The 17,040-nt window shown below is 60.9% G+C and carries 19 protein-coding genes; 5 read left to right on the plus strand and 14 right to left on the minus strand.

All coding sequences use genetic code 11. The features are described from left to right. Positions 1 to 135: 135 nt before the first annotated feature. Complete coding sequence (locus HYPGJ_RS09330) at positions 136 to 678, minus strand: hypothetical protein (protein ID WP_046848267.1); 543 nt, start codon at positions 676 to 678, stop codon at positions 136 to 138. A 467-nt stretch (positions 679 to 1,145) separates the two neighbouring features. On the opposite strand from HYPGJ_RS09330, the gene HYPGJ_RS09335 reads away from it, so the two are divergent. Together HYPGJ_RS09335 and HYPGJ_RS09340 are read left to right on the plus strand one after the other, a co-directional pair. Next, on the plus strand, positions 1,146 to 1,364 hold the full coding sequence (locus tag HYPGJ_RS09335; protein WP_046846967.1) for a hypothetical protein: 219 nt from the start codon (positions 1,146 to 1,148) through the stop codon (positions 1,362 to 1,364). Positions 1,365 to 1,440: 76 nt separating this feature from the next. Further along, on the plus strand, positions 1,441 to 1,764 hold the full coding sequence (locus HYPGJ_RS09340) for a hypothetical protein (RefSeq protein ID WP_046846968.1): 324 nt from the start codon (positions 1,441 to 1,443) through the stop codon (positions 1,762 to 1,764). Between the two features lie 25 nt (positions 1,765 to 1,789). Here the strand turns inward: HYPGJ_RS09340 and HYPGJ_RS09345 are convergent, their stop codons facing one another. After that, positions 1,790 to 2,650, minus strand: a complete 861-nt coding sequence (locus HYPGJ_RS09345) for a hypothetical protein (protein WP_046846969.1) — start codon at positions 2,648 to 2,650, stop codon at positions 1,790 to 1,792. Between the two features lie 99 nt (positions 2,651 to 2,749). Then, positions 2,750 to 4,087: a hypothetical protein gene (locus tag HYPGJ_RS09350; RefSeq protein ID WP_046846970.1), complete on the minus strand. Its 1,338-nt coding sequence runs from the start codon at positions 4,085 to 4,087 to the stop codon at positions 2,750 to 2,752. A 393-nt stretch (positions 4,088 to 4,480) separates the two neighbouring features. Here HYPGJ_RS09350 and HYPGJ_RS09355 point away from each other — a divergent pair, with 393 nt between their 5' ends. Then, on the plus strand, positions 4,481 to 5,131 hold the full coding sequence (locus HYPGJ_RS09355) for a hypothetical protein (RefSeq protein ID WP_244466067.1): 651 nt from the start codon (positions 4,481 to 4,483) through the stop codon (positions 5,129 to 5,131). Positions 5,132 to 5,191: 60 nt separating this feature from the next. On the opposite strand, the gene HYPGJ_RS09360 is transcribed toward HYPGJ_RS09355, so the two are convergent. Next, positions 5,192 to 6,142 carry an RlpA-like double-psi beta-barrel domain-containing protein gene (locus HYPGJ_RS09360; protein WP_046846972.1) on the minus strand — a complete coding sequence of 317 codons (951 nt, stop codon included), beginning with the start codon at positions 6,140 to 6,142 and terminating at the stop codon, positions 5,192 to 5,194. A 228-nt stretch (positions 6,143 to 6,370) separates the two neighbouring features. Here HYPGJ_RS09360 and HYPGJ_RS09365 point away from each other — a divergent pair, with 228 nt between their 5' ends. Continuing rightward, positions 6,371 to 6,772, plus strand: coding sequence for a rhodanese-like domain-containing protein (locus HYPGJ_RS09365; protein ID WP_046848268.1), 402 nt, complete (start codon positions 6,371 to 6,373; stop codon positions 6,770 to 6,772). A 132-nt stretch (positions 6,773 to 6,904) separates the two neighbouring features. Here the strand turns inward: HYPGJ_RS09365 and HYPGJ_RS09370 are convergent, their stop codons facing one another. Genes HYPGJ_RS09370 through HYPGJ_RS09390 form a run of 5 tightly spaced genes read right to left on the minus strand, consistent with a single transcriptional unit; the run spans position 6,905 to position 10,634 of the window. Further along, positions 6,905 to 7,747 carry a heme ABC transporter ATP-binding protein gene (locus HYPGJ_RS09370; protein WP_070104062.1) on the minus strand — a complete coding sequence of 281 codons (843 nt, stop codon included), beginning with the start codon at positions 7,745 to 7,747 and terminating at the stop codon, positions 6,905 to 6,907. After that, positions 7,744 to 8,802, minus strand: coding sequence for an iron ABC transporter permease (locus HYPGJ_RS09375; protein WP_046846973.1), 1,059 nt, complete (start codon positions 8,800 to 8,802; stop codon positions 7,744 to 7,746). The genes HYPGJ_RS09370 and HYPGJ_RS09375 overlap by 4 nt, the downstream gene beginning before the upstream one ends. Continuing rightward, a complete protein-coding gene (locus tag HYPGJ_RS09380; protein WP_046846974.1) occupies positions 8,802 to 9,728 on the minus strand; it encodes an ABC transporter substrate-binding protein in 927 nt (308 codons plus the stop codon). The genes HYPGJ_RS09375 and HYPGJ_RS09380 overlap by 1 nt, the downstream gene beginning before the upstream one ends. A gap of 6 nt (positions 9,729 to 9,734) precedes the next feature. Beyond that, positions 9,735 to 10,280 carry a heme utilization cystosolic carrier protein HutX gene (hutX, locus tag HYPGJ_RS09385; protein WP_046846975.1) on the minus strand — a complete coding sequence of 182 codons (546 nt, stop codon included), beginning with the start codon at positions 10,278 to 10,280 and terminating at the stop codon, positions 9,735 to 9,737. Positions 10,281 to 10,298: 18 nt separating this feature from the next. Beyond that, positions 10,299 to 10,634 (minus strand): antibiotic biosynthesis monooxygenase, encoded by a 336-nt coding sequence (locus HYPGJ_RS09390; RefSeq protein WP_046846976.1) that lies wholly within the window; start codon positions 10,632 to 10,634, stop codon positions 10,299 to 10,301. 284 nt (positions 10,635 to 10,918) lie between these two features. Between HYPGJ_RS09390 and HYPGJ_RS18755 the strand changes: the two genes are divergently transcribed. Beyond that, positions 10,919 to 11,143, plus strand: coding sequence for a hemin uptake protein HemP (locus HYPGJ_RS18755; RefSeq protein ID WP_244466068.1), 225 nt, complete (start codon positions 10,919 to 10,921; stop codon positions 11,141 to 11,143). Between the two features lie 80 nt (positions 11,144 to 11,223). On the opposite strand, the gene HYPGJ_RS09395 is transcribed toward HYPGJ_RS18755, so the two are convergent. From HYPGJ_RS09395 to HYPGJ_RS09415, 5 genes are all read right to left on the minus strand, one after another. Next, on the minus strand, positions 11,224 to 11,922 hold the full coding sequence (locus HYPGJ_RS09395) for a Crp/Fnr family transcriptional regulator (RefSeq protein ID WP_244466069.1): 699 nt from the start codon (positions 11,920 to 11,922) through the stop codon (positions 11,224 to 11,226). Between the two features lie 267 nt (positions 11,923 to 12,189). Continuing rightward, positions 12,190 to 13,200 carry a cation diffusion facilitator family transporter gene (locus HYPGJ_RS09400; protein WP_046846977.1) on the minus strand — a complete coding sequence of 337 codons (1,011 nt, stop codon included), beginning with the start codon at positions 13,198 to 13,200 and terminating at the stop codon, positions 12,190 to 12,192. Positions 13,201 to 13,321: 121 nt separating this feature from the next. After that, positions 13,322 to 14,761, minus strand: coding sequence for a hypothetical protein (locus HYPGJ_RS09405; RefSeq protein ID WP_046848271.1), 1,440 nt, complete (start codon positions 14,759 to 14,761; stop codon positions 13,322 to 13,324). A gap of 121 nt (positions 14,762 to 14,882) precedes the next feature. After that, positions 14,883 to 15,815 (minus strand): DUF1134 domain-containing protein, encoded by a 933-nt coding sequence (locus HYPGJ_RS18970; RefSeq protein WP_244466070.1) that lies wholly within the window; start codon positions 15,813 to 15,815, stop codon positions 14,883 to 14,885. Positions 15,816 to 15,955: 140 nt separating this feature from the next. After that, entirely contained in the window at positions 15,956 to 16,855 is a 900-nt protein-coding gene (locus HYPGJ_RS09415; protein ID WP_046846979.1) for a 3'(2'),5'-bisphosphate nucleotidase CysQ, read from the minus strand. Between the last annotated feature and the right edge of the window lie 185 nt (positions 16,856 to 17,040).

Here is a 17,040-nt window from a genome sequence, read left to right on the forward strand (position 1 = left end):
AACGATTCGATGTCGGCGGTCATTGATTGACCGCCGTTCAATTTGACAGGCGAGCGAGATTGGAGAGAGCGAACCGAAGGTCGGTTGGCGGAAGACTGGGCTCCCGCCACCTTCGCTCCAAACGGATCGCGTCGTTTAAGCGTGCTTTGCCGAGACAGCGCTGCGCGCCATCGTCCAGACCCACTGCAGAACCAGCAGCGCTCCGAACGCGACGAAGTCGACTTCGAAAACGCGGCGGACGACATCGGCCGACAGCGTCGCCTCGGAGCCCTCGAGCGGATAGCCGGTCACGAACAGCGCCATCTGATACGTCGCAAACGCGACGGCGAACGCGAGAGGCACCGTCAGCATGGGCGAGCGGCCTTGAAGGCGTTCGACGACGAGGTGCGCGACAAAGAACGCGATCAGCGCGGAGACACCCATCGCCGCGCCCCAGGCGAACGTGTCCACCGTTTGCGGGTAATGCAGAACTCCGAAACCAACGAGCTGATTGGCAAGCAACGCCGTGGCGACAAGAGCTAGGCCCGTCGTCCGGCCCATCATAAGCGCTGCAAATGCCGCGATTGCTGCCAGAGGCGCCGCACACGCAAAGGCGAGGCTGCCCAGGACACTGAGGGCCGACACCAGAATGATCATGACAATCGTGCTTCCCGAAAAGCGATCCAAACTGTCGTGCATGAGCATTCCTTTCTTGCGTCGCGGCCGAAAACGTATCGGCGCAACTGTATTTCTACGGTGGTGATCATAACAAAACAAGGGCGGGCAACGCCTTGCATCCGGCGTCAAACCCGCGAATTGCTGTTGCCTTGCATGCTCCGGGCACGTTATGTCGGCGATGGAGCGTAGCAACCAACAGCAACGCTCCTGTTAAACATTTGGAATGGGACTGCGGGCCGGCACGGCCTTGCTCCTAGCGGAACGCGCGACCGGATCGCGCCGCGAGGTACCCAATATGAACGTCAATCCACGCACCTTCCATCCCATGAGCCCGCATCGCCTCAAGGCGACCGGCCGCGATCGAATGCGGATATGGCAAACGCCGCATCTGTAGCCGCCGGGCTGTTCCCGGCCTTCGAAGCACCCTCATGAGTTCAAGCGTGCACGTTCCTCAAGGGACCGCACCCCCGTTCGGCAAAAGGTGAGACATGCAGGATCGCGCACCGCTTGAGGATGAGGCGCAGGTCTTTTCCGGCATCGTCAAGGTTTGGCGAAGCGACTATGGCGAACTGCTGACCGACAGCGGCGTGACCGTCCCGCTGGTCACCAGCGGCTACCGGCCGGTGCCGGTCGGCGCGCGCGTGACGCTCGTTGCCCGCAAATATAAACCGCTTTTCCAAATTGATCGCATCGTCGACGGCTCCTGACCTTCCCTAACCTCACAAGACTTGTAAGTGTTGAGCGTCCGAGGCTCCTCGCCTGAAAACGCCAAGAGGGATAATCATGAGATCGCTCGTCTGCATGCTGATGGTCTGTTCCGGCATGACCTTGGCTCAACACGCCGTTGCCGCTGAGCTTGCCGTCGAAACGATCTGTACCAATCCCAAGGATGACCCACCTGGCCCCGACACGACGGTCGCATGTTATTCGGACGCCGGCTGCGCACTTGCCGAGACGCTCGGAGCAGAACCCATCCGCGACTATGACGTTGACAGCGCGCCGTTCGCTCTTGCTCGCGGCAAGATCAGCGCCATCATCGCGACGTCCAAGGATCTGATCAAAACCGCGCAAGCCAACGGCGCGAAGTGTCAACCGGCGAGCAAATAAAGCTCAATCGTCTGATGTCCTTGCATCAGCGAACGACGTCTGTGACGACGTGAGCCCCCATCAGTTCCTTTTGATTGGGATACCAGGCACTGGTTGTCGGCGTCGCAAACACCCGCTCGATGAAAGCATCCGGAATCTCGGCGGCCTGATACAGCGCCCGGATTTTATCGGTGCCCGCTCCGATCGAATTGGCGCTCTCTCCGCCGACCGCGTGAAAGCCGAGCTTGGCGCCCTTGCGTATCGTGCGAGGATTGCCGCCGAGAAACGCGAGCGTGCATGCGCTTGCGCACAACTCGTCAGCATAGGTCGCAAGCGATCGCGATTTGATTTCATCATGCAGCCGCGTGCCGACGCCCACGTGTCCGCCGGGACTGTTCAGCAGAACGGTTTCAATTTCGGGGTTCGCCGCGAGCGCGCGGGACACTTCGCCGAGAACGCCCCACGACAGATAACCCTTGATCTCAAGAGTCTTGTCGTCGACCGACACCGTGTGGCCCTGTAGACCGACCCAATCCTGATCGGTGGCATCTTTGTAGAGCGAGATCATGCCGGACGGAAAAGGGATCAGCAAAAGCAGACCCGCCGCTCCGATCAGCGTCGCGACACCGCGCGCGAACCACCGCGTCGCGCCCCACCTGCCGGGGTTTTTCTCAGCCGTACTCGCCCGCCACATGCCGACGAATTGCCAGATAGCGACGATGCCGATGACCAGGAATCCCAGCCCGCCCTGAACCATCCGCGAGACCGGCGTGTCTTGCAGCGACCACTGCGTCAACCAGAACGTCACGATCGTATAGACGAGCAACGGCAGAACGATCGTCCACGCCAGCAGGCTCGCCCAAAAAGCGCAGTCACCTCGCCAATTCCGAACGATGACATTCGACAAGGTGCTCACCTTCGCTTGCTGCGCGCCATTCGCGACGATCTGATCCCGCCGTCGTCTGTGTTATGGCCCGGCGAGAAGTGTCGGCTCAAAAAAGCTCGATCAAGGATTAATTTGCGCGCCGCCTTTCCTTCCCCAGGCATCGACAAGATGATCGGCAACGACCGCAATCACACCGTCATCGCGCATGTAGGCATTGTGGTAGAGCGCATCGCTGAGACGCTTCCACATCGTGTCGGCATCGGTGATGCCGCCTTCCGGGCCTTCCGCTGCAACGATGCTGTCGTAAAGTTTCTGCGCCGCCACGAACACCGCTGCATCGTCCACACCGCCGAAGCTCAGTGCATCGATACGCTGCTCCTTGGCTTCGCTGAGATATGGAGGAAGACGGCGGATACCTGTCAGCTTGAAACGGCCGTCGTCGCCGAACGCCGCGCCGAGCACGCCGCCATGAATGGCCGAACTCAAAACCTTGGCATAAAGCCATCCGCCACCGGCTCGCGCCAGCCCGGCGATAAGCAGAAAGACCGCGCCGTAGACGACCGGCACCAGGAGGAGAAACGTGAAATCGGCCGCCATGCCGAGCCCGAACTCTCCGGCAGAAATCTTGTCGATGATCGGTCTTAGGAAATAGCCGCCGTAGAGCAGGAATACCGCCGTCGTCACCACGACACCCGCGAGCGCCGCGAACGCCGTCAATGCGCGCACGGCGGCTTCCGTCTTGACGTAGTGCGGCGACAGCACGGCCGCCTGTTCGAGCAAGCGCATGGCTTCGTCGCGCGGGCTATGAATCACCAGCCAATCCTTCGGCGACATCGATTTCGCGAACCGCCGCATGGCGAAGGCGCGATGAAAAATCTTGCGCACGCCAGCGACGAGACTCCACAGCGAAAGCGCAAGCAGGCCGCCGAACACGACGATCGTCTCGACGATCTTGTCCGTGCCTTCGCCGAGAATGGAAATGAGATACCAGACCATGATTGGAGCGACGACCGCACCCATGACGATCTGAAACAGCGCAATCGCGAGCGGCACGGCTTTGAGACGCCGGGTAAAGAACGGCGTTCCGAACGAAACAACCCCGCCGCGGCGTCCGGCGCGGGATGTCTGCGCCAGCGCTTCCTGCGTGACGTTTCCACCGTGACTATGCGCGATGACGGCGTGCGGCCGTCCGTCCTTGTCGAGCCGGTGCAGCAAGCGCGCGAGGTTCGCCGACCCGGTCAGCCGGTCATAGTCCGAATTCGCGCCGGACCAGTGCATCGGCACGATCTCGGCGCCCGCAATGCCCCGCTGCGCCAGCTCACCGACAAGACGCTCGGTGAAAGGAGAGCCCTTCTGCCACCAGCGGCCGCCGTCATCTTCCGGAGCCGCATCATTCGTGCCGTGCACGGTCACGATCACCGCACCACGATCAGCGCGCTCCGCCCTTCCACCTAACATCGACGTCCCCTGACTTCCCCGTTATCTCGGTTTCCGAACTTAGTCCGGCTCCGCCGCGGCGGAAATGGGGTGAAGCGGCGGGATGGGCGACAAAATCCGCCCGCGTCGCATCCGAATTATGTGGTCGACACCGCGATCGGCGGCGACCGCCTTCGGGACAAAGCGAACGAAGTCTTAAGAGAAAAAAAGCCTTTGCATCGTAGTTTGCATTTCATGAACTTTGCGATCGCATGAGTTGACTATCCCATTCGGAAAGTCCGCTTCTCGCGCGCATTTGGACACCGTCGAGACCAGAAAACTGGATTGGCAGAAGTGTTGAAACGGAGAACAATCAGCGATCTTGATGGCGCCACAGTTATCCCGGAAGTAGATCGGGGCTTCGGGGACTTTATCGTGCGTATTACTTTGTGTTTTATTGCCATCACGTCCTGCGTCCTCAACGCCCACACCGTTGCCGCCGAGCCGGTTCCGTTGAACGCCGACGCGATCAAAGCGACGCTCCCCGGATCGGTTCTCAAGCTCGACACTCCGCTCGGAATGGTGGTCCCCATCAAGTTTGATGGCGATGGCCTGATGTCGGGAGATGCCGGTCAGTTGGCGTCGTATCTCGGCTCGCAAAAAGACCGAGGCCGCTATTGGCTCGCGGAAGACCGCATCTGCTACAAGTGGTTCCGCTGGTTCAGCGGCGAGCAGCATTGCCTCGCCATTCAACGCGACGGACAACGGATTTTCTGGCAGCGCGAGGACGGCGAAACCGGAACCGCGACCCTTGAGGAACAGCAGAAAGCGCCGCCAGCGCCAGCCGCTCCGACCAAGATCGTCAAGGCCGTAAAGACCCCGGTCAAAAAGCAGCATGTGGCGCAAATTCAGCGCCCTATATCGGAGCCCGCTTTGCCGGTCGATGAGCCGATGCTCGACGAACCTGTTCTGATCAAGCTTCCGACGCTCGCCGTGCGTCCTCGGAAGCAAGCCGCGGCCCTCACCGCAGACAAAACAATGGCACTCGAGCCGAACACGTCGGTTCACGCCAAATCATCGCAATAAGTCTAGATGAAATGCGAGCCCGTGCGCGCGTTCATGCGCGCAGCGACGAAGTGCGCGCGGCTACTTGCTGGAACTCGCCGCAACCTGTGACGTGCCGATAAACTTCCGTAGTCCGAATCCGAAATCAATCGCGCTTGGCGATGTCGCAGGAGCACGTTCAGCTTGCGGCTCCAGTTCAGCTTCGCCAACGGCATCGGCGGGACGTGCACGACGTGCCGGCCGCGGCAACAATTTCAGCATGACGAGTTCGCGCGCGAGATACGGCGACACGGCCGGGCGCGGTTTCGGAACCGGGTCCTCGTCTGAAGCACTCGCGCCGGCCGGCTCGGCTGACGCGAACATTTCCGCATCCGCAGCCTGCGGCTCGTCGAGATCGAGTTTCTTCAAGCCCGCCGCGTAAGCCTCATCGAAATTGCCGAAGCTGCCGAGAAAACCTGGCACGCTCGGATAAACGCGCCGCCGTGCGTACGTCGCCTCTTGCGCGGTTGGAGCCTTCAAGACGCTGACGACGAGATGCGCGACGCCTTCCTTCCGAAACCCGAGACTATCGGCGGCGGCGCGCGAAACATCGAGCTTGCGCTGTCCGCTGTAGGGGCCGGCATTGGTGATGCGCAGAACGGACGCGCGTCCGGTCCGCGGATTGTAAGCGAGGATCACGGTCCCATCAGGGAACAGCGGGCTTGCTGCATTGTCTGGAAGATCCGGACGGAACACGCTTCCCGAACTCGTTAACCCGCACGGGTTCAGGCGATCGCGGCTGCAGTCATCGTAGAACGAGGCCTGCAGATAGCCGCGCCAGCCGACGAGACTTTCGGTTTGCTTCAACGTGCCGACGCGATGGCACCAGCCACTGAAGCAATACTTCGCTCCCGGCGTCTTGGCATCCACGCTCGGCGCAAAAAGCGGACAAAGACATACGAGCGCGGCAAGCACACCGGCTCGCAGCACCTTATGATCGTCATCAGCGAAGCTGTGTTGGACGGCAGAATGCCGCCCCTTCCCCCAAAACATCGTAGCACCTTCACGGGTACGTCGGAGATTGGCTTGCTCCAAAACCGTGGCAACTCTACGAGCGGGCCGTGCAGTTTTGGTTAAAATATCTACAATTCGCCAGAACGACGCGGACCAAATCGATTGGAAAAAAGAATGTCGTCCCCAACTTACCCGTTATGATTTCCCCGGCAGACGTCGATCAGGTTGAAAGACGTATGCGTACGCAATCAAATGGACGAGATGGAAATGGGAATTACCAAAGGCATCAAGCAGCTCATCGCGGAAGCTCGGGATCGAATTCGGACGCTGACGCTTGACGAAGCTAAGGCGAAGTTGAACGGCCCCAACGTCACCTTCATCGACATTCGCGAACCCCACGAACTCGAAGCCGATGGAGTAATCCCTGGAGCTGTGCCTGCGCCGCGCGGAATGCTGGAGTTCCTGGCCGATCCCGCCAGTCCATATCACAAGGATGTATTCAGTTCGGGCAACGAATTGATTCTCTATTGCGCGTCTTCAGGCCGATCGAGCCTCGCTGCGGCGACTCTGCAAGACATGGGACTGAGCCACGTCGCGCATATCGATGGCGGCTTCAAAGCGTGGAAGCAGGCAGGCTTGCCAGTCGAACCGGTCGCCAAACAGAAGTGACGCCGTAGCCAAACGCTAAACGGCAACGACTGCGATTGGCATCTCACCTCGAAAAGAAAACGACGCGGCCTTCGGCGATAGCGATGCAGTCACCGCTGATGGCCGCGCTTACACCTGCCAGCTGATCTCGGTTTAGCTCGAAGCGCCCGCCCGGCGCTGCTGGGAGAACGCCGTAGAGGATTGCGATCCTTCGAGGTGCCGCCACGGCGTGCCGTGGCAATGCTCCGCAACGATTGAAACCTCAAAAATCCGTTCGATCAGATCGCGCGAAAGCGGCGCCTCGCTCGTCGCTATCGTGGCAAGCCGCCCCTTCTGCAGAACGAGTGTCCGATCGGCGAACGAATGCGCTAGCGCGAGATCGTGCAGAACGACGATCACAAGCACGCGCTCGGAGTGCGCGAGCATGCGCGCATGCTCCAGAAGCGCCAGCTGATGACGGATGTCGAGGCTGGCGATCGGCTCATCCAGCATGAGAATTTGATCGGCCTCGAGCGTCTTTCCCGCAGCCAGCTGCGCCAATGCGCGCGCAAAGCTCACGCGCTGCTGCTCGCCCCCCGACAGCGTCAGGAAATTACGCTCCGTGAACTCCGCCGCGTCCGCGCTTGCCAACGCTGAGAGCGCGATTTGATCGCGATCTCTGCGCGACAGGCCGATGCCGACACCTTCCGCCCCGAGACGCACGACCTCGAATGCCGTGAACGGAAACGCGACACGCGAATTCTGCAGCATCACCGCTCGCCTGGCCGCAAGCTGCCGCTGCGGCATCGCTTCGAGCGCCTCGCCGCGGATCAGGATTGTGCCCTCGCTCGGCCGAGCTTCGCCCGACAACATGCGCAGCAGCGTCGACTTGCCCGCACCGTTCGGCCCGACGATCGCCAGAACCTCACCCGCCTTGGCGGCGAAGCTGATACGCTCCAGCAGCTTTTTCGGGCCGACCTGATACGACAGATCATGAACGGCGATCATCTCTGTCATATGGCGAACTCCGGACTACGACGGAGCAACAGCCAGATGAAGAACGGCGCGCCGATCGTCGCCATGATGATCCCGATCGGCAACTCGCTCGGCGAAACGATCGTCCTTGCGCAGATGTCCGCGCCGACAAGCAATGCCGCGCCGAGCAGCGCCGAAGCCGGCAGCAGGAAACGATAATTCGCGCCGACCGCAAGGCGAAGCACGTGCGGCACGATAATGCCCACGAAGCCGATAAGCCCCGAGCACGCGACAGCAGCCCCGACCGCGACCGAAACGAGCAGGATCGCAGCGACCTTGAGACGATTGACGTTGACGCCAAGATGATAGGCTTCCGCTTCTCCGAGCGCCATGGCGTTGAGCCCATGCGCGAGAAACGGAATGGCGATCAGCGTCGGTAGCACCATCGGCACGACTACAGAGACTTTACTCCACGTCGCGCCGCCGAGGCTTCCCATCGACCAGAACGTCAGATCGCGAAGCTGGCGATCATCGCTGATGTAGGAGAGCAAGCCCGTTCCGGCACCAGCCAGCGCGGCAAATGCGATGCCGGCGAGAAGCATGATCGCCATCGATGTCCGCCCGCCCCGGCTCGCAACCATGTAGAGCAGGAACGTCGCCATCAGCGCACCGACGAACGCTGCGATAGGAAGGATCTCGAACGGAAGCTTGTTGACGGACTCCGGCAGCAATGTTCCGCCGAGCACGATCGCGAGCGCCGCGGCAAAGCCCGCGCCGGAGGACACGCCGATCAAACCGGGATCGGCGAGCGGATTGCGAAACAGACCTTGCATCACCGCGCCGGACGCTGCGAGCGCAGCGCCGACGGCTGCCCCGAGCAACAAGCGCGGCAATCGGATTTGGGTGATCACCAGTGTGTCGCGCGCGAAATCCGTTTGCTCGCTCGGATCAAGCCCAAACAGAATCTCGAACACGCGGCGCGGCGCGATGGGAACTGAGCCGAAGCAGATCGCAGCGAGCGCCACGACGGCCAGCAAGACGCAGAGCGCCACCATCGCCACCGTCTTGCGATACGCTACTTGCGGAATGTGCTGCATCACTGAAGATCGGAGCGCTTATCCGGTTTGGCGAGTTCCGGATAGGCTGCGAGGATCAGATCCTGCGCCGCACTCGGCGTGCGCGGACCGAAGCTCAAGAGATAGCCGCCATCAAAAATCAGGATCGACTTCGATTTCGCGGCCGGCGTTGCAGCAAACGCGGGTACGGCCATGATGCTCTCGACCGTCGTCACCTGCTGGCCGTTCGCCATCGCGATGATGACATCGGGCGCGGCTTCGAACAGTGCTTCATCACTGATCGGCTTCCAACCCTCGAGCGACGACGCGACATTCTCCAATCCGGCAAGAGCCAGGATGCCGTCGGCGGAGGTGTTGCGGCCGCCGACCATCGCCCGGCCGTTTTGGAACGAGAGAATGAAGAGAGCGCGGCGCGGCTTCTTGATTTGCGCGCGCAGCGCGTCGACTGCCGCAAACCGTTTATCGATATCGGCTACGAGCGCGGCCCCCTTCGAGCCTTCGCCCAGGAAATCCGAGATTTCCTTGACCTTCGTCGAAATGCCCGCCGGCGTCGAAATTTCCGGGATCGTGAGGACCTTGATGCCGGCTTCCTCGACCGTCTTCAGGACGTCACGCGGCCCGGCCGATTGCACAGCAATAAGAGTCGTCGGCTTCAGCGACAGAAGACCTTCTGAAGAGAGCGCACGCACGTACCCGACGTCCGGTTTTTCTTTCAACGCTGATTCCGGATACGTGCTGGTCGTATCGACACCAACGAGAATATCGGACCGCCCGAGCGCGTAGACGATCTCGGTTACGACGCCGCCCGCCGCGATCACGCGCGCAGGCTGCGAAGCCGCCGCTTTGGACGCGGCTTCGGTCTGCTGCGCTTGTTCGCCATTGGCTGACAGCGGCGCCAGGGATAGCCCGAGGATCGCCGCCAAAGCAGGCAGTATCGCGATTTTCATTGGCGCCTACGCTTCCCCTTTTGACGCCGTCTCGGTCCGAAGTTTCTCGAAGCGAGCCACCTGCTCCGGCTTCAAATTCTTCGCTTCGTCGCGACCGACGAAGATCTTGAACATCGCCTGACCTTCGCCATTGAGAAACTGGATCGAGCAGGAACGGCGCTTGAAAAACGGCCGGTCGACGAAATAGATCGCCGCGCAGCGTTCGATTTTGAGGTGACCGCCGAGCGGGCTGTCGCCATGAATGTTGAAGTAACCTCGCGCGTGCGTGCCTGCAGGAATGGTGCAGGCTGTCTCGAACACACCGTCTTCCGTGTGCACGATAAAGACAACGTCGCCCCAGCTGGTCAGGTCGTCCCAGATGCGGTCGAACTTGTCTTTTGAAGCGACCGCTGCGTTTTTAGCCGGAAGACAATCGAGAACGGAACGGTAGGAAACGGAATGAGCAGCAGCGACTGCTTCGAGCACGCCGTCTGGATTGTCGCGAAGCGCATTACGCACTGCGGCTTCCGCATTCGGATCGGCTGACACGCTGTCTCGCACGGCGAGGTTCATGATCGACAAAACCTTCTCTTACTCAGCCGCAGCTTTGTTGTTGAGGCTCAGAGACTGGATCACATGAAAGCCTTCGAATTGCGGATGACCGAGGAACATCGGCTTGCGGTCGCCCGCGCCACGGTGCGACGCGCGGAACTCTTCCGATTTGGTCCACGCGTCGAAATCAGCGAAGCTCGACCAGGTGGTATGCGATGAATAGAGCGTGTGATCCTCGTTCTCAGGACCGCGAAGAAGATGAAACTCGATGAATCCCTTCATCCGGTTGAGATTGGAATCGCGACCCTTCCAGGCGGCTTCGAATTCGCTCTCTTGTCCCTTGATCACCTTAAAGCGGTTCATCGCGATATACATGTCATACCCTCATTTGCATGGTCCCGGCTGAATCGCGAGCATCGCGATCGAACGGGTTTTTTTGATTTTTCGACTTTACGTTTTGTCGGCGCTGGCGTTGCCGGACACATGTCCGATCATGGCTGGAGACTGTGCTCGCTATCGTCTGTTTCGCCCTACGGCAGTCACTCCATCAAACGTGCGCAGCTCGGTCGCCAACGACCTAGTTGTTGCATAGTTAAACTGTACTATATATGTCAACATTGAAACTGGAATGCAAGCGTGTGGGAACAGGGGTCGAACGCGTGACATCGGCGACACAAAACCGTCGGAGAGATCAGCGTGCGAAAAAACCTGCTGAAACGGCAATGAACTCTATCGTTCCCTTGCCTGAGGGAACGAATTCCGCAGTGCCCGAATTGAGCAGCCTGGATTTATTCAAGGGCGCGAAGGAATTATTGATCCGGCATAATGGTGCCGACTATCGCCTCCGCATTACGGCGGCCAACAAGCTGATCCTGACCAAATAAATCCTTCGAACGGCGTCGCGCGTTCAATGCCGGCTGTCGTGGAGATACCTCCGCAGCCCGCGACGCTATCGTCACGACACTCAGCTGCCCGGCAGCTGACGTTCCGCATCGGGTAAATCCGACTGAAGCAGCGGATCGGCAATTTCATCCGAAAGAGCTTCGAGACGTTTCATATCCGTGATGCGCATTCCATGATCGGGCGCGGCCTCGATCATACCCAGCTCATCGAGCTCCAAGAGCATCTTCGCAAGACGATCGACGCTGATCCCGAGGTAACCGGCTACGACTGCGCATTCCAATGAATCGTCGATCAACGCCGGGTCGCGCCCTTCGCTTTCGTTCTGATGTGCGAGGGCGACGAGAAACGCCGCGAGCTGCACGAGCTGACGCGGACTTCCGCTATTGACGATATGATCCCGCCGAAGCGCGAACTCGCGTTCGACCGCATCGTCAAATCGGCTCTTCGCCCGCGCATCCTCGGCGGTCAGGCGATCGATCTCGTCGAGAGCGAGGCATCTGACTTTCGTGTCGACCACGGCTCGCGCAGCCGTCGCGTGCCGTTCGAGAAATCCCATTCCGACGACGTCGCCGGCGAGCGCGAATTCGATGATCTCGCGAGTCTTGTCCGGATGCGTGACGTAAACGCAGAGCGCTCCCGTCTCAATTCTATAGAGATGGGATTTCAGATCGCCTGCTTCGAAAAGCACCTCGTTGCGCTGAAGCGACCGAAGGGTCGCGTCCGTCTCAAGATCTTCGACTTTGAAAAAGGGGACGAGCACTGCGGGCTCGCAATTTTCAATCACCAGATTCAACGCACGCACTCCGGTCTACGGGGGACCCGCCGGGAAGGCGACGGGGATTTCATCTGCGCGATTGCTATTCTAGAGCGTTGGAAACGTAGGATTGGTCTGCAATCCGAATAGGCCTAACGGAATATAAATATACTGAGCATTCTGGCTTTTTCCGCCGGTTTTGTCCAACACATTGCGACGTCCGGTTAATACGCCAGGCCAGGCAAGCGGTTCCGCATTGTTGGCGGTTAGCTTTTAAACCGAGCATTCCGAGCCGCAGGCGATCCCCGGGCCAACCTCGAATTGCAGAGTGCTGTGCCGGATATCGAACTCTTTCTGCAACATCTTGGCCGTGCTGACGATGAAAGCATCACCCGGATGCCCGGCCGGCATGACCAGATGACAGGTCAACGCCGTCTCCGTGGTGCTCATCGGCCAGATATGCAGATCGTGAACGCTTTCAACGCCCGGCAACGCTACCAGCTTGCTCCTGACGCCATCCGTACTGATCCTGGCCGGCACGCCATGCAGCGCAAGCCGCATGGTATCCTTGAGAAGCCCCCACGTTCCCCAGACGATCACCCCGGCGACGACGAGGCTGACGACCGGATCCAACCAGTCCCATCCCGTTGCCAACATCGCGAAGCCCGCCAGAACGACGCCGAGCGACACCGCAGCATCCGCCGCCATATGCAGGTAAGCGCCGCGGATGTTGACGTCATGCTTGGTGCCCGAAACAAACAACCATGCGGTGAAGCCATTGATCAGAATGCCAATGCTGGCGACGATGATGATTGTCACGTCGTTGACCGGCGGCGCCGAGTTGCCGAGGCGCTGAACGGCCTCCAGTATGATCGCACCAACCGCAATCAGCAGCAGCACGGCATTGGCCAATGCCGCGAGAATGGTCGAAGATCCAAAGCCATAGGTATATCGCAACGTCGGACGGCGCTTCATGAGAAGCGTCGCGCCCCATGCGATCAGAAGCCCCAAAACGTCGCTCAAATTGTGCCCGGCGTCGGCGAGCAGCGCCATCGAGTTCGCATAAAAGCCAGCGCCCGCCTCGACTACGATAAACGCAACATTCAGCGCGGCGCCCAGCGCGAACGCAAATCCGAAGTCTTTGGGCGCATGGCTATGGCCATGAGCATGACTGTGGCCGTGCGCATCTGAGCCATGCTCATGATCGGCATGGTCATGATCGTCGTGATCATGCCCCTCGTGAGAGGCAGACTGAGACTTGCCGGTCTGATGTTCCGTCGTCACGCCAATTTACCTGCTGCACGCGCGCCAAATGACTTGCCGCGCAATAACTTAGAATGTGGAACCGCCCTGTCAAAGGCGCAACTCGCACTGCAGCTCTGCGCTGAAATACGGCAGCAGCGATCTAACGCTTGTCGAGCCCGCTGATCCGTTCCAGCAGGCGCGGACGCCGGACGGGCGGCGGCGTCGCCCCGAGCGCATCCTTCACCGGCTCTCCCGCCGGCAGCGGCGGCGGCCGATCGACATCCGGCGCACCCTTACCGTCGCTGGAAGCCTCATTGTCATTGCCGTTGAGTGCCCGCAAATAAGGCTGCGCGCGCGTCTCCCGCGCCGTATCCGCTCCGTTGCCGTTGCTTGGAGCGACGGCTTCATGATCCGCAGACCGGACGGGCCGCGGCGCGGCGATCCGTTCCGCCAGCGGCTTGCGCGGTGTGGCATTCGCCACATCGGCTTCCTTTTCGGCGGAGGGACGGGTCCCCATTCGGCGCAACTCGTCGTGAAAGTGCTGCGCCTGTCGCGACAGACGTTCCTGATCGGCCGCGATCTCGGCACGGAGAGCCGCAATCGTCTGCCGCTGATCGTCGACTTCGACCTGCAGCGCGCTAAGATCCGCCTTCTGCGCGATGCCCGGCGTGCCGGCCGCATTTTCCTCGAACGCCTTGACGGCCGCCTTCAGCTTCGCGAGTTCCGTCGACTTGGCATCGCTCGCGGCCTGCAGGTCTGCGAGACGATCCTCCAGCGCCATGCGTTGCGCGTCTTCGTTGCCGACGTTCGCCTTGGCTGAGGCCAGATCGGATTCGGCTTTCGCAAGCGCAAGCGTCAGCTTCTTGATCTCGGCATTGCGATCGCGTTCGCCGGCGGCCGCTTGCGCCTTGCCGTTCGGCGATTGCAATCTCGTGATGAGCGCGGCTTGCTCACGATTTTGCGCGCGCAGCGATTCAAGCTCCGACTTGAGCGCCACGCTGCCGTCGGCCCGATCATCGGAACGGCTGCTACGGAAACGCGACGCGCGCGTGTCCAGCGTCGTGCGCAGCTTGACGAGTTCCTTTTCGCGTTGCGCGTTGATCTGCGCCGCTTCCTCGAGCGCCGTCGCCTGCTTGGCGCTGGTCGCGAGCAACTCACGGATTTCGCGGTCGCGCGTTGCGAGCAGCTTGCGCGTTTCGGTCAGCCGCAGCTCAACCTTCGGCAACCGGTCGAGGATCGCCTGCTCGAGGACGCGCCGTGCATTCTCATGCTCGTCTGCGCTCATCTTGTGGTCTGCGATCGTTTCCGTCAGCTCTTGGATCTTGGCATCCCGCCGATTGATTTCGACGCTTTGCCGGGCGGTCGAAAAACTCGCCTCCTCGACCTTCGTTTCGAGCCGGTGCACTTCCATCGCGAAGTCCGCCCGCATTCGATCCTTGTCGGCGCGGATTTCCTCCTCGGTGAGCGGTAGCGTGCGTTTCAGCGCTTCGGTCGTGAACCGTTCGATACGGCGGCGATAGGCCGGCAAAAGGACAACGACAAGCAGGGCCGCGATAAGGAATCCCAGCGTCACGAGCATCGCGGCGTAAAGCGTGATCAAGCAACACGTCCTGAACTGGTCGGCAGCGCGGCCCCCGCCGCGCGCGGAATTCCCATAGATCGAGAGAAACCCGCTTTTGCGGGTTTCTGCAACATCGAACACGCGTTTATGGACACGGCCATCAGAACGGGTTCCACGTTGGGTTTCGAGTATACTTCAAATAGCCGACGTTGGCACCGAGCCGCAGTCCGACGCCCGCCCGAATCGGCGCCAGTGTGACATGCCCTGACTTCTGCAGTTGCACACTCACACCACCGATCAGATACGCCGCGCCCTCGACGCCGCCGAACCGGTCGAAAATGTCTGACGGGTCACGAAGGTTGTACACAAGCGTCATGACTTTGGAGCCGTCGGCGCCGAAATCGTAGCCGACCGAAGGTCCCTGCCAGTAGACTTTGAAGTCGCCCGCGTCCTTGGTGTAGAGCGTGCCCTCGCCGTAAGCCAGACCGGCAACGAACGCACCACCGGCGTCCTGGCCGAGGATGTAGCCGTTCGGCCTGCCGGCTTTCTGGAATGTCCATTCGATTGCGGACGCCAGTCCGCCGCTGATTTTGCCGAAGAAATGATTGCCCGCGCGGACGATTTCGTCTTCCGAATAGGTGCCGCGAACGGGACCGCGATCCGCCGGAGGACCGGAGTTGGAATAGTCTTCGCGGCTCGCGCTTTCCTGGGGCGGACGATAGGGCTCGCCATACCCTTGTGAATCGCCGGAATCGCGCTCGCCATTGTACGCGCCATACCCGCCGCTTCTGGGAGCCTGCTGATCCGAGCCGCCATAACCGCGGTTCGCCGGTGCGGGCTGATAATAGCTGTCGCCACCTGCACCTGCCGGAGCCTGGTAGGAGTCGCCCGCTGGCGGCGGCGCCTGGCGATAGGTGTCGTAACCGCCCTGCCCCGAATAGCTTTCCAACGGCGGCCGATAGGCATCGTCCACCGCGCCGGCGGTCGACGCCGTCAAGGCCATACAGACAATGAGCGGCAAGCTCGCAAGCGCCGCAGCCGTGCGTGCCGGCGTTCTGAATGTTTTGGAGATCGTCTGTAAGACGCGGCTCATCATTAGGACCCCAGCTTTGTCGAACGCGCCTTGCACACCCTTCGAGAGGTTGACGGATTTCGCGCGCGACTACCCCCTCAGCGAAATCCGTAAGCAGATTCGCGGGATTCTGTTGCTAAAGTATGGCCGATTCGCGTTGCCTATGCGCCACGCGCATTTGGGCTGGCTTCGTCGCCGCTGCGCCACAGCGGCTGGCGGCCCCACGCAACGAAATGCGGATTGCGAAACCCCCGCGCAAAATGTCCGTAGGTCAACGGCTTGCCGTCGAGCGTCGTGACCGAGCCGCCCGCTGCTTCGAGGATCGCCTGCCCCGCCGCGGTATCCCATTCGCACGTCTCGCCGAAGCGCGCATAAAGATCGCCTTCGGCCGCCGCAATCAGGCAGAACTTCATCGCCGAGCCGAGCGGTCGCGCCTCGTGGACATTGAGTTCCGCGAGCAGATGCGCGCTGGCCCCGCCCGTCGACCGGCTATTGAATGCGACGAGCGCATTGCGATCCGGAGCACGCGTCTGGAGCTTTTTCCAGTTGAGCGCCGAGAATGCTTCGTCGCCCGCAAGAGGAAGCCGCGCTTCGTATGCACCGCCGTCCGACCGCGTGACGAACAGACGTTCGGACGGCGGCAGGAAGATCAGCCCGAACGCTGCCCGGCCGTCGTCCACGTACGCGACGTTGATCGAAAACTCCGGCTTGCCGCGAACGAAAAGACGCGTGCCGTCCAGCGCATCGATGAGAAAGAACCGTCGCGCGTAGCCATGGGTCGCGCCAGCCGCAATATCCTCTTCAGCAACGAGCTGAACACCCGGCGCGATCCCGGCTAATGCCGTCAGCAGCACGGCCTCGGCCTCGCGATCCGCAACCGTCACCGGCGACCGGTCCGCCTTTTGCTCGATCTCGACGCCCTTCCGGAAATGCGCCATCTCCACGCGCCCTGCCTCACGCACCGCCGGCAGCAACGCCGCGATCAACGCGTCAGGGTTGGTGAAATCGATCTCCGGATTCGCCTGCAATGAAACACCAATGGAATTCTGTCCGCGCCGCATGCGCGCCCGATGCGCCTTCGTACGAATTGAGACCGTGGCGCGTAAGACTCAGGCCTTCAATGAAAAACGGGTCTCAGAGAAGCCGCCGGTCACAGGGCTTGGCAACGGCGATGCGGCGCATGTATCAGAGCATACAACAATTTCGCAAGCGGCCGGATTGGCTCGCGTCGCGCTGTCGCGCTTGA

Source organism: Hyphomicrobium sp. GJ21 (assembly GCF_001006785.1).
In the GTDB taxonomy this organism is placed as follows: domain Bacteria; phylum Pseudomonadota; class Alphaproteobacteria; order Rhizobiales; family Hyphomicrobiaceae; genus Hyphomicrobium_B.

Excerpts from the sequence above, each read along its gene's own strand:
- HYPGJ_RS09330 (WP_046848267.1), bottom strand. The coding sequence starts at position 678 with ATGCACGACAGTTTGGATCGCTTTTCGGGAAGCACGATTGTCATGATC.
- HYPGJ_RS09335 (WP_046846967.1), top strand. The coding sequence starts at position 1,146 with ATGCAGGATCGCGCACCGCTTGAGGATGAGGCGCAGGTCTTTTCCGGC.
- HYPGJ_RS09340 (WP_046846968.1), top strand. The coding sequence starts at position 1,441 with ATGAGATCGCTCGTCTGCATGCTGATGGTCTGTTCCGGCATGACCTTG.
- HYPGJ_RS09350 (WP_046846970.1), bottom strand. The coding sequence starts at position 4,087 with ATGTTAGGTGGAAGGGCGGAGCGCGCTGATCGTGGTGCGGTGATCGTG.
- HYPGJ_RS09360 (WP_046846972.1), bottom strand. The coding sequence starts at position 6,142 with ATGTTTTGGGGGAAGGGGCGGCATTCTGCCGTCCAACACAGCTTCGCT.
- HYPGJ_RS09365 (WP_046848268.1), top strand. The coding sequence starts at position 6,371 with ATGGGAATTACCAAAGGCATCAAGCAGCTCATCGCGGAAGCTCGGGAT.
- HYPGJ_RS09370 (WP_070104062.1), bottom strand. The coding sequence starts at position 7,747 with ATGACAGAGATGATCGCCGTTCATGATCTGTCGTATCAGGTCGGCCCG.
- HYPGJ_RS09375 (WP_046846973.1), bottom strand. The coding sequence starts at position 8,802 with ATGCAGCACATTCCGCAAGTAGCGTATCGCAAGACGGTGGCGATGGTG.
- HYPGJ_RS09380 (WP_046846974.1), bottom strand. The coding sequence starts at position 9,728 with ATGAAAATCGCGATACTGCCTGCTTTGGCGGCGATCCTCGGGCTATCC.
- hutX (WP_046846975.1), bottom strand. The coding sequence starts at position 10,280 with ATGAACCTCGCCGTGCGAGACAGCGTGTCAGCCGATCCGAATGCGGAA.
- HYPGJ_RS09390 (WP_046846976.1), bottom strand. The coding sequence starts at position 10,634 with ATGTATATCGCGATGAACCGCTTTAAGGTGATCAAGGGACAAGAGAGC.
- HYPGJ_RS18970 (WP_244466070.1), bottom strand. The coding sequence starts at position 15,815 with ATGAGCCGCGTCTTACAGACGATCTCCAAAACATTCAGAACGCCGGCA.
- HYPGJ_RS09415 (WP_046846979.1), bottom strand. The coding sequence starts at position 16,855 with ATGCGGCGCGGACAGAATTCCATTGGTGTTTCATTGCAGGCGAATCCG.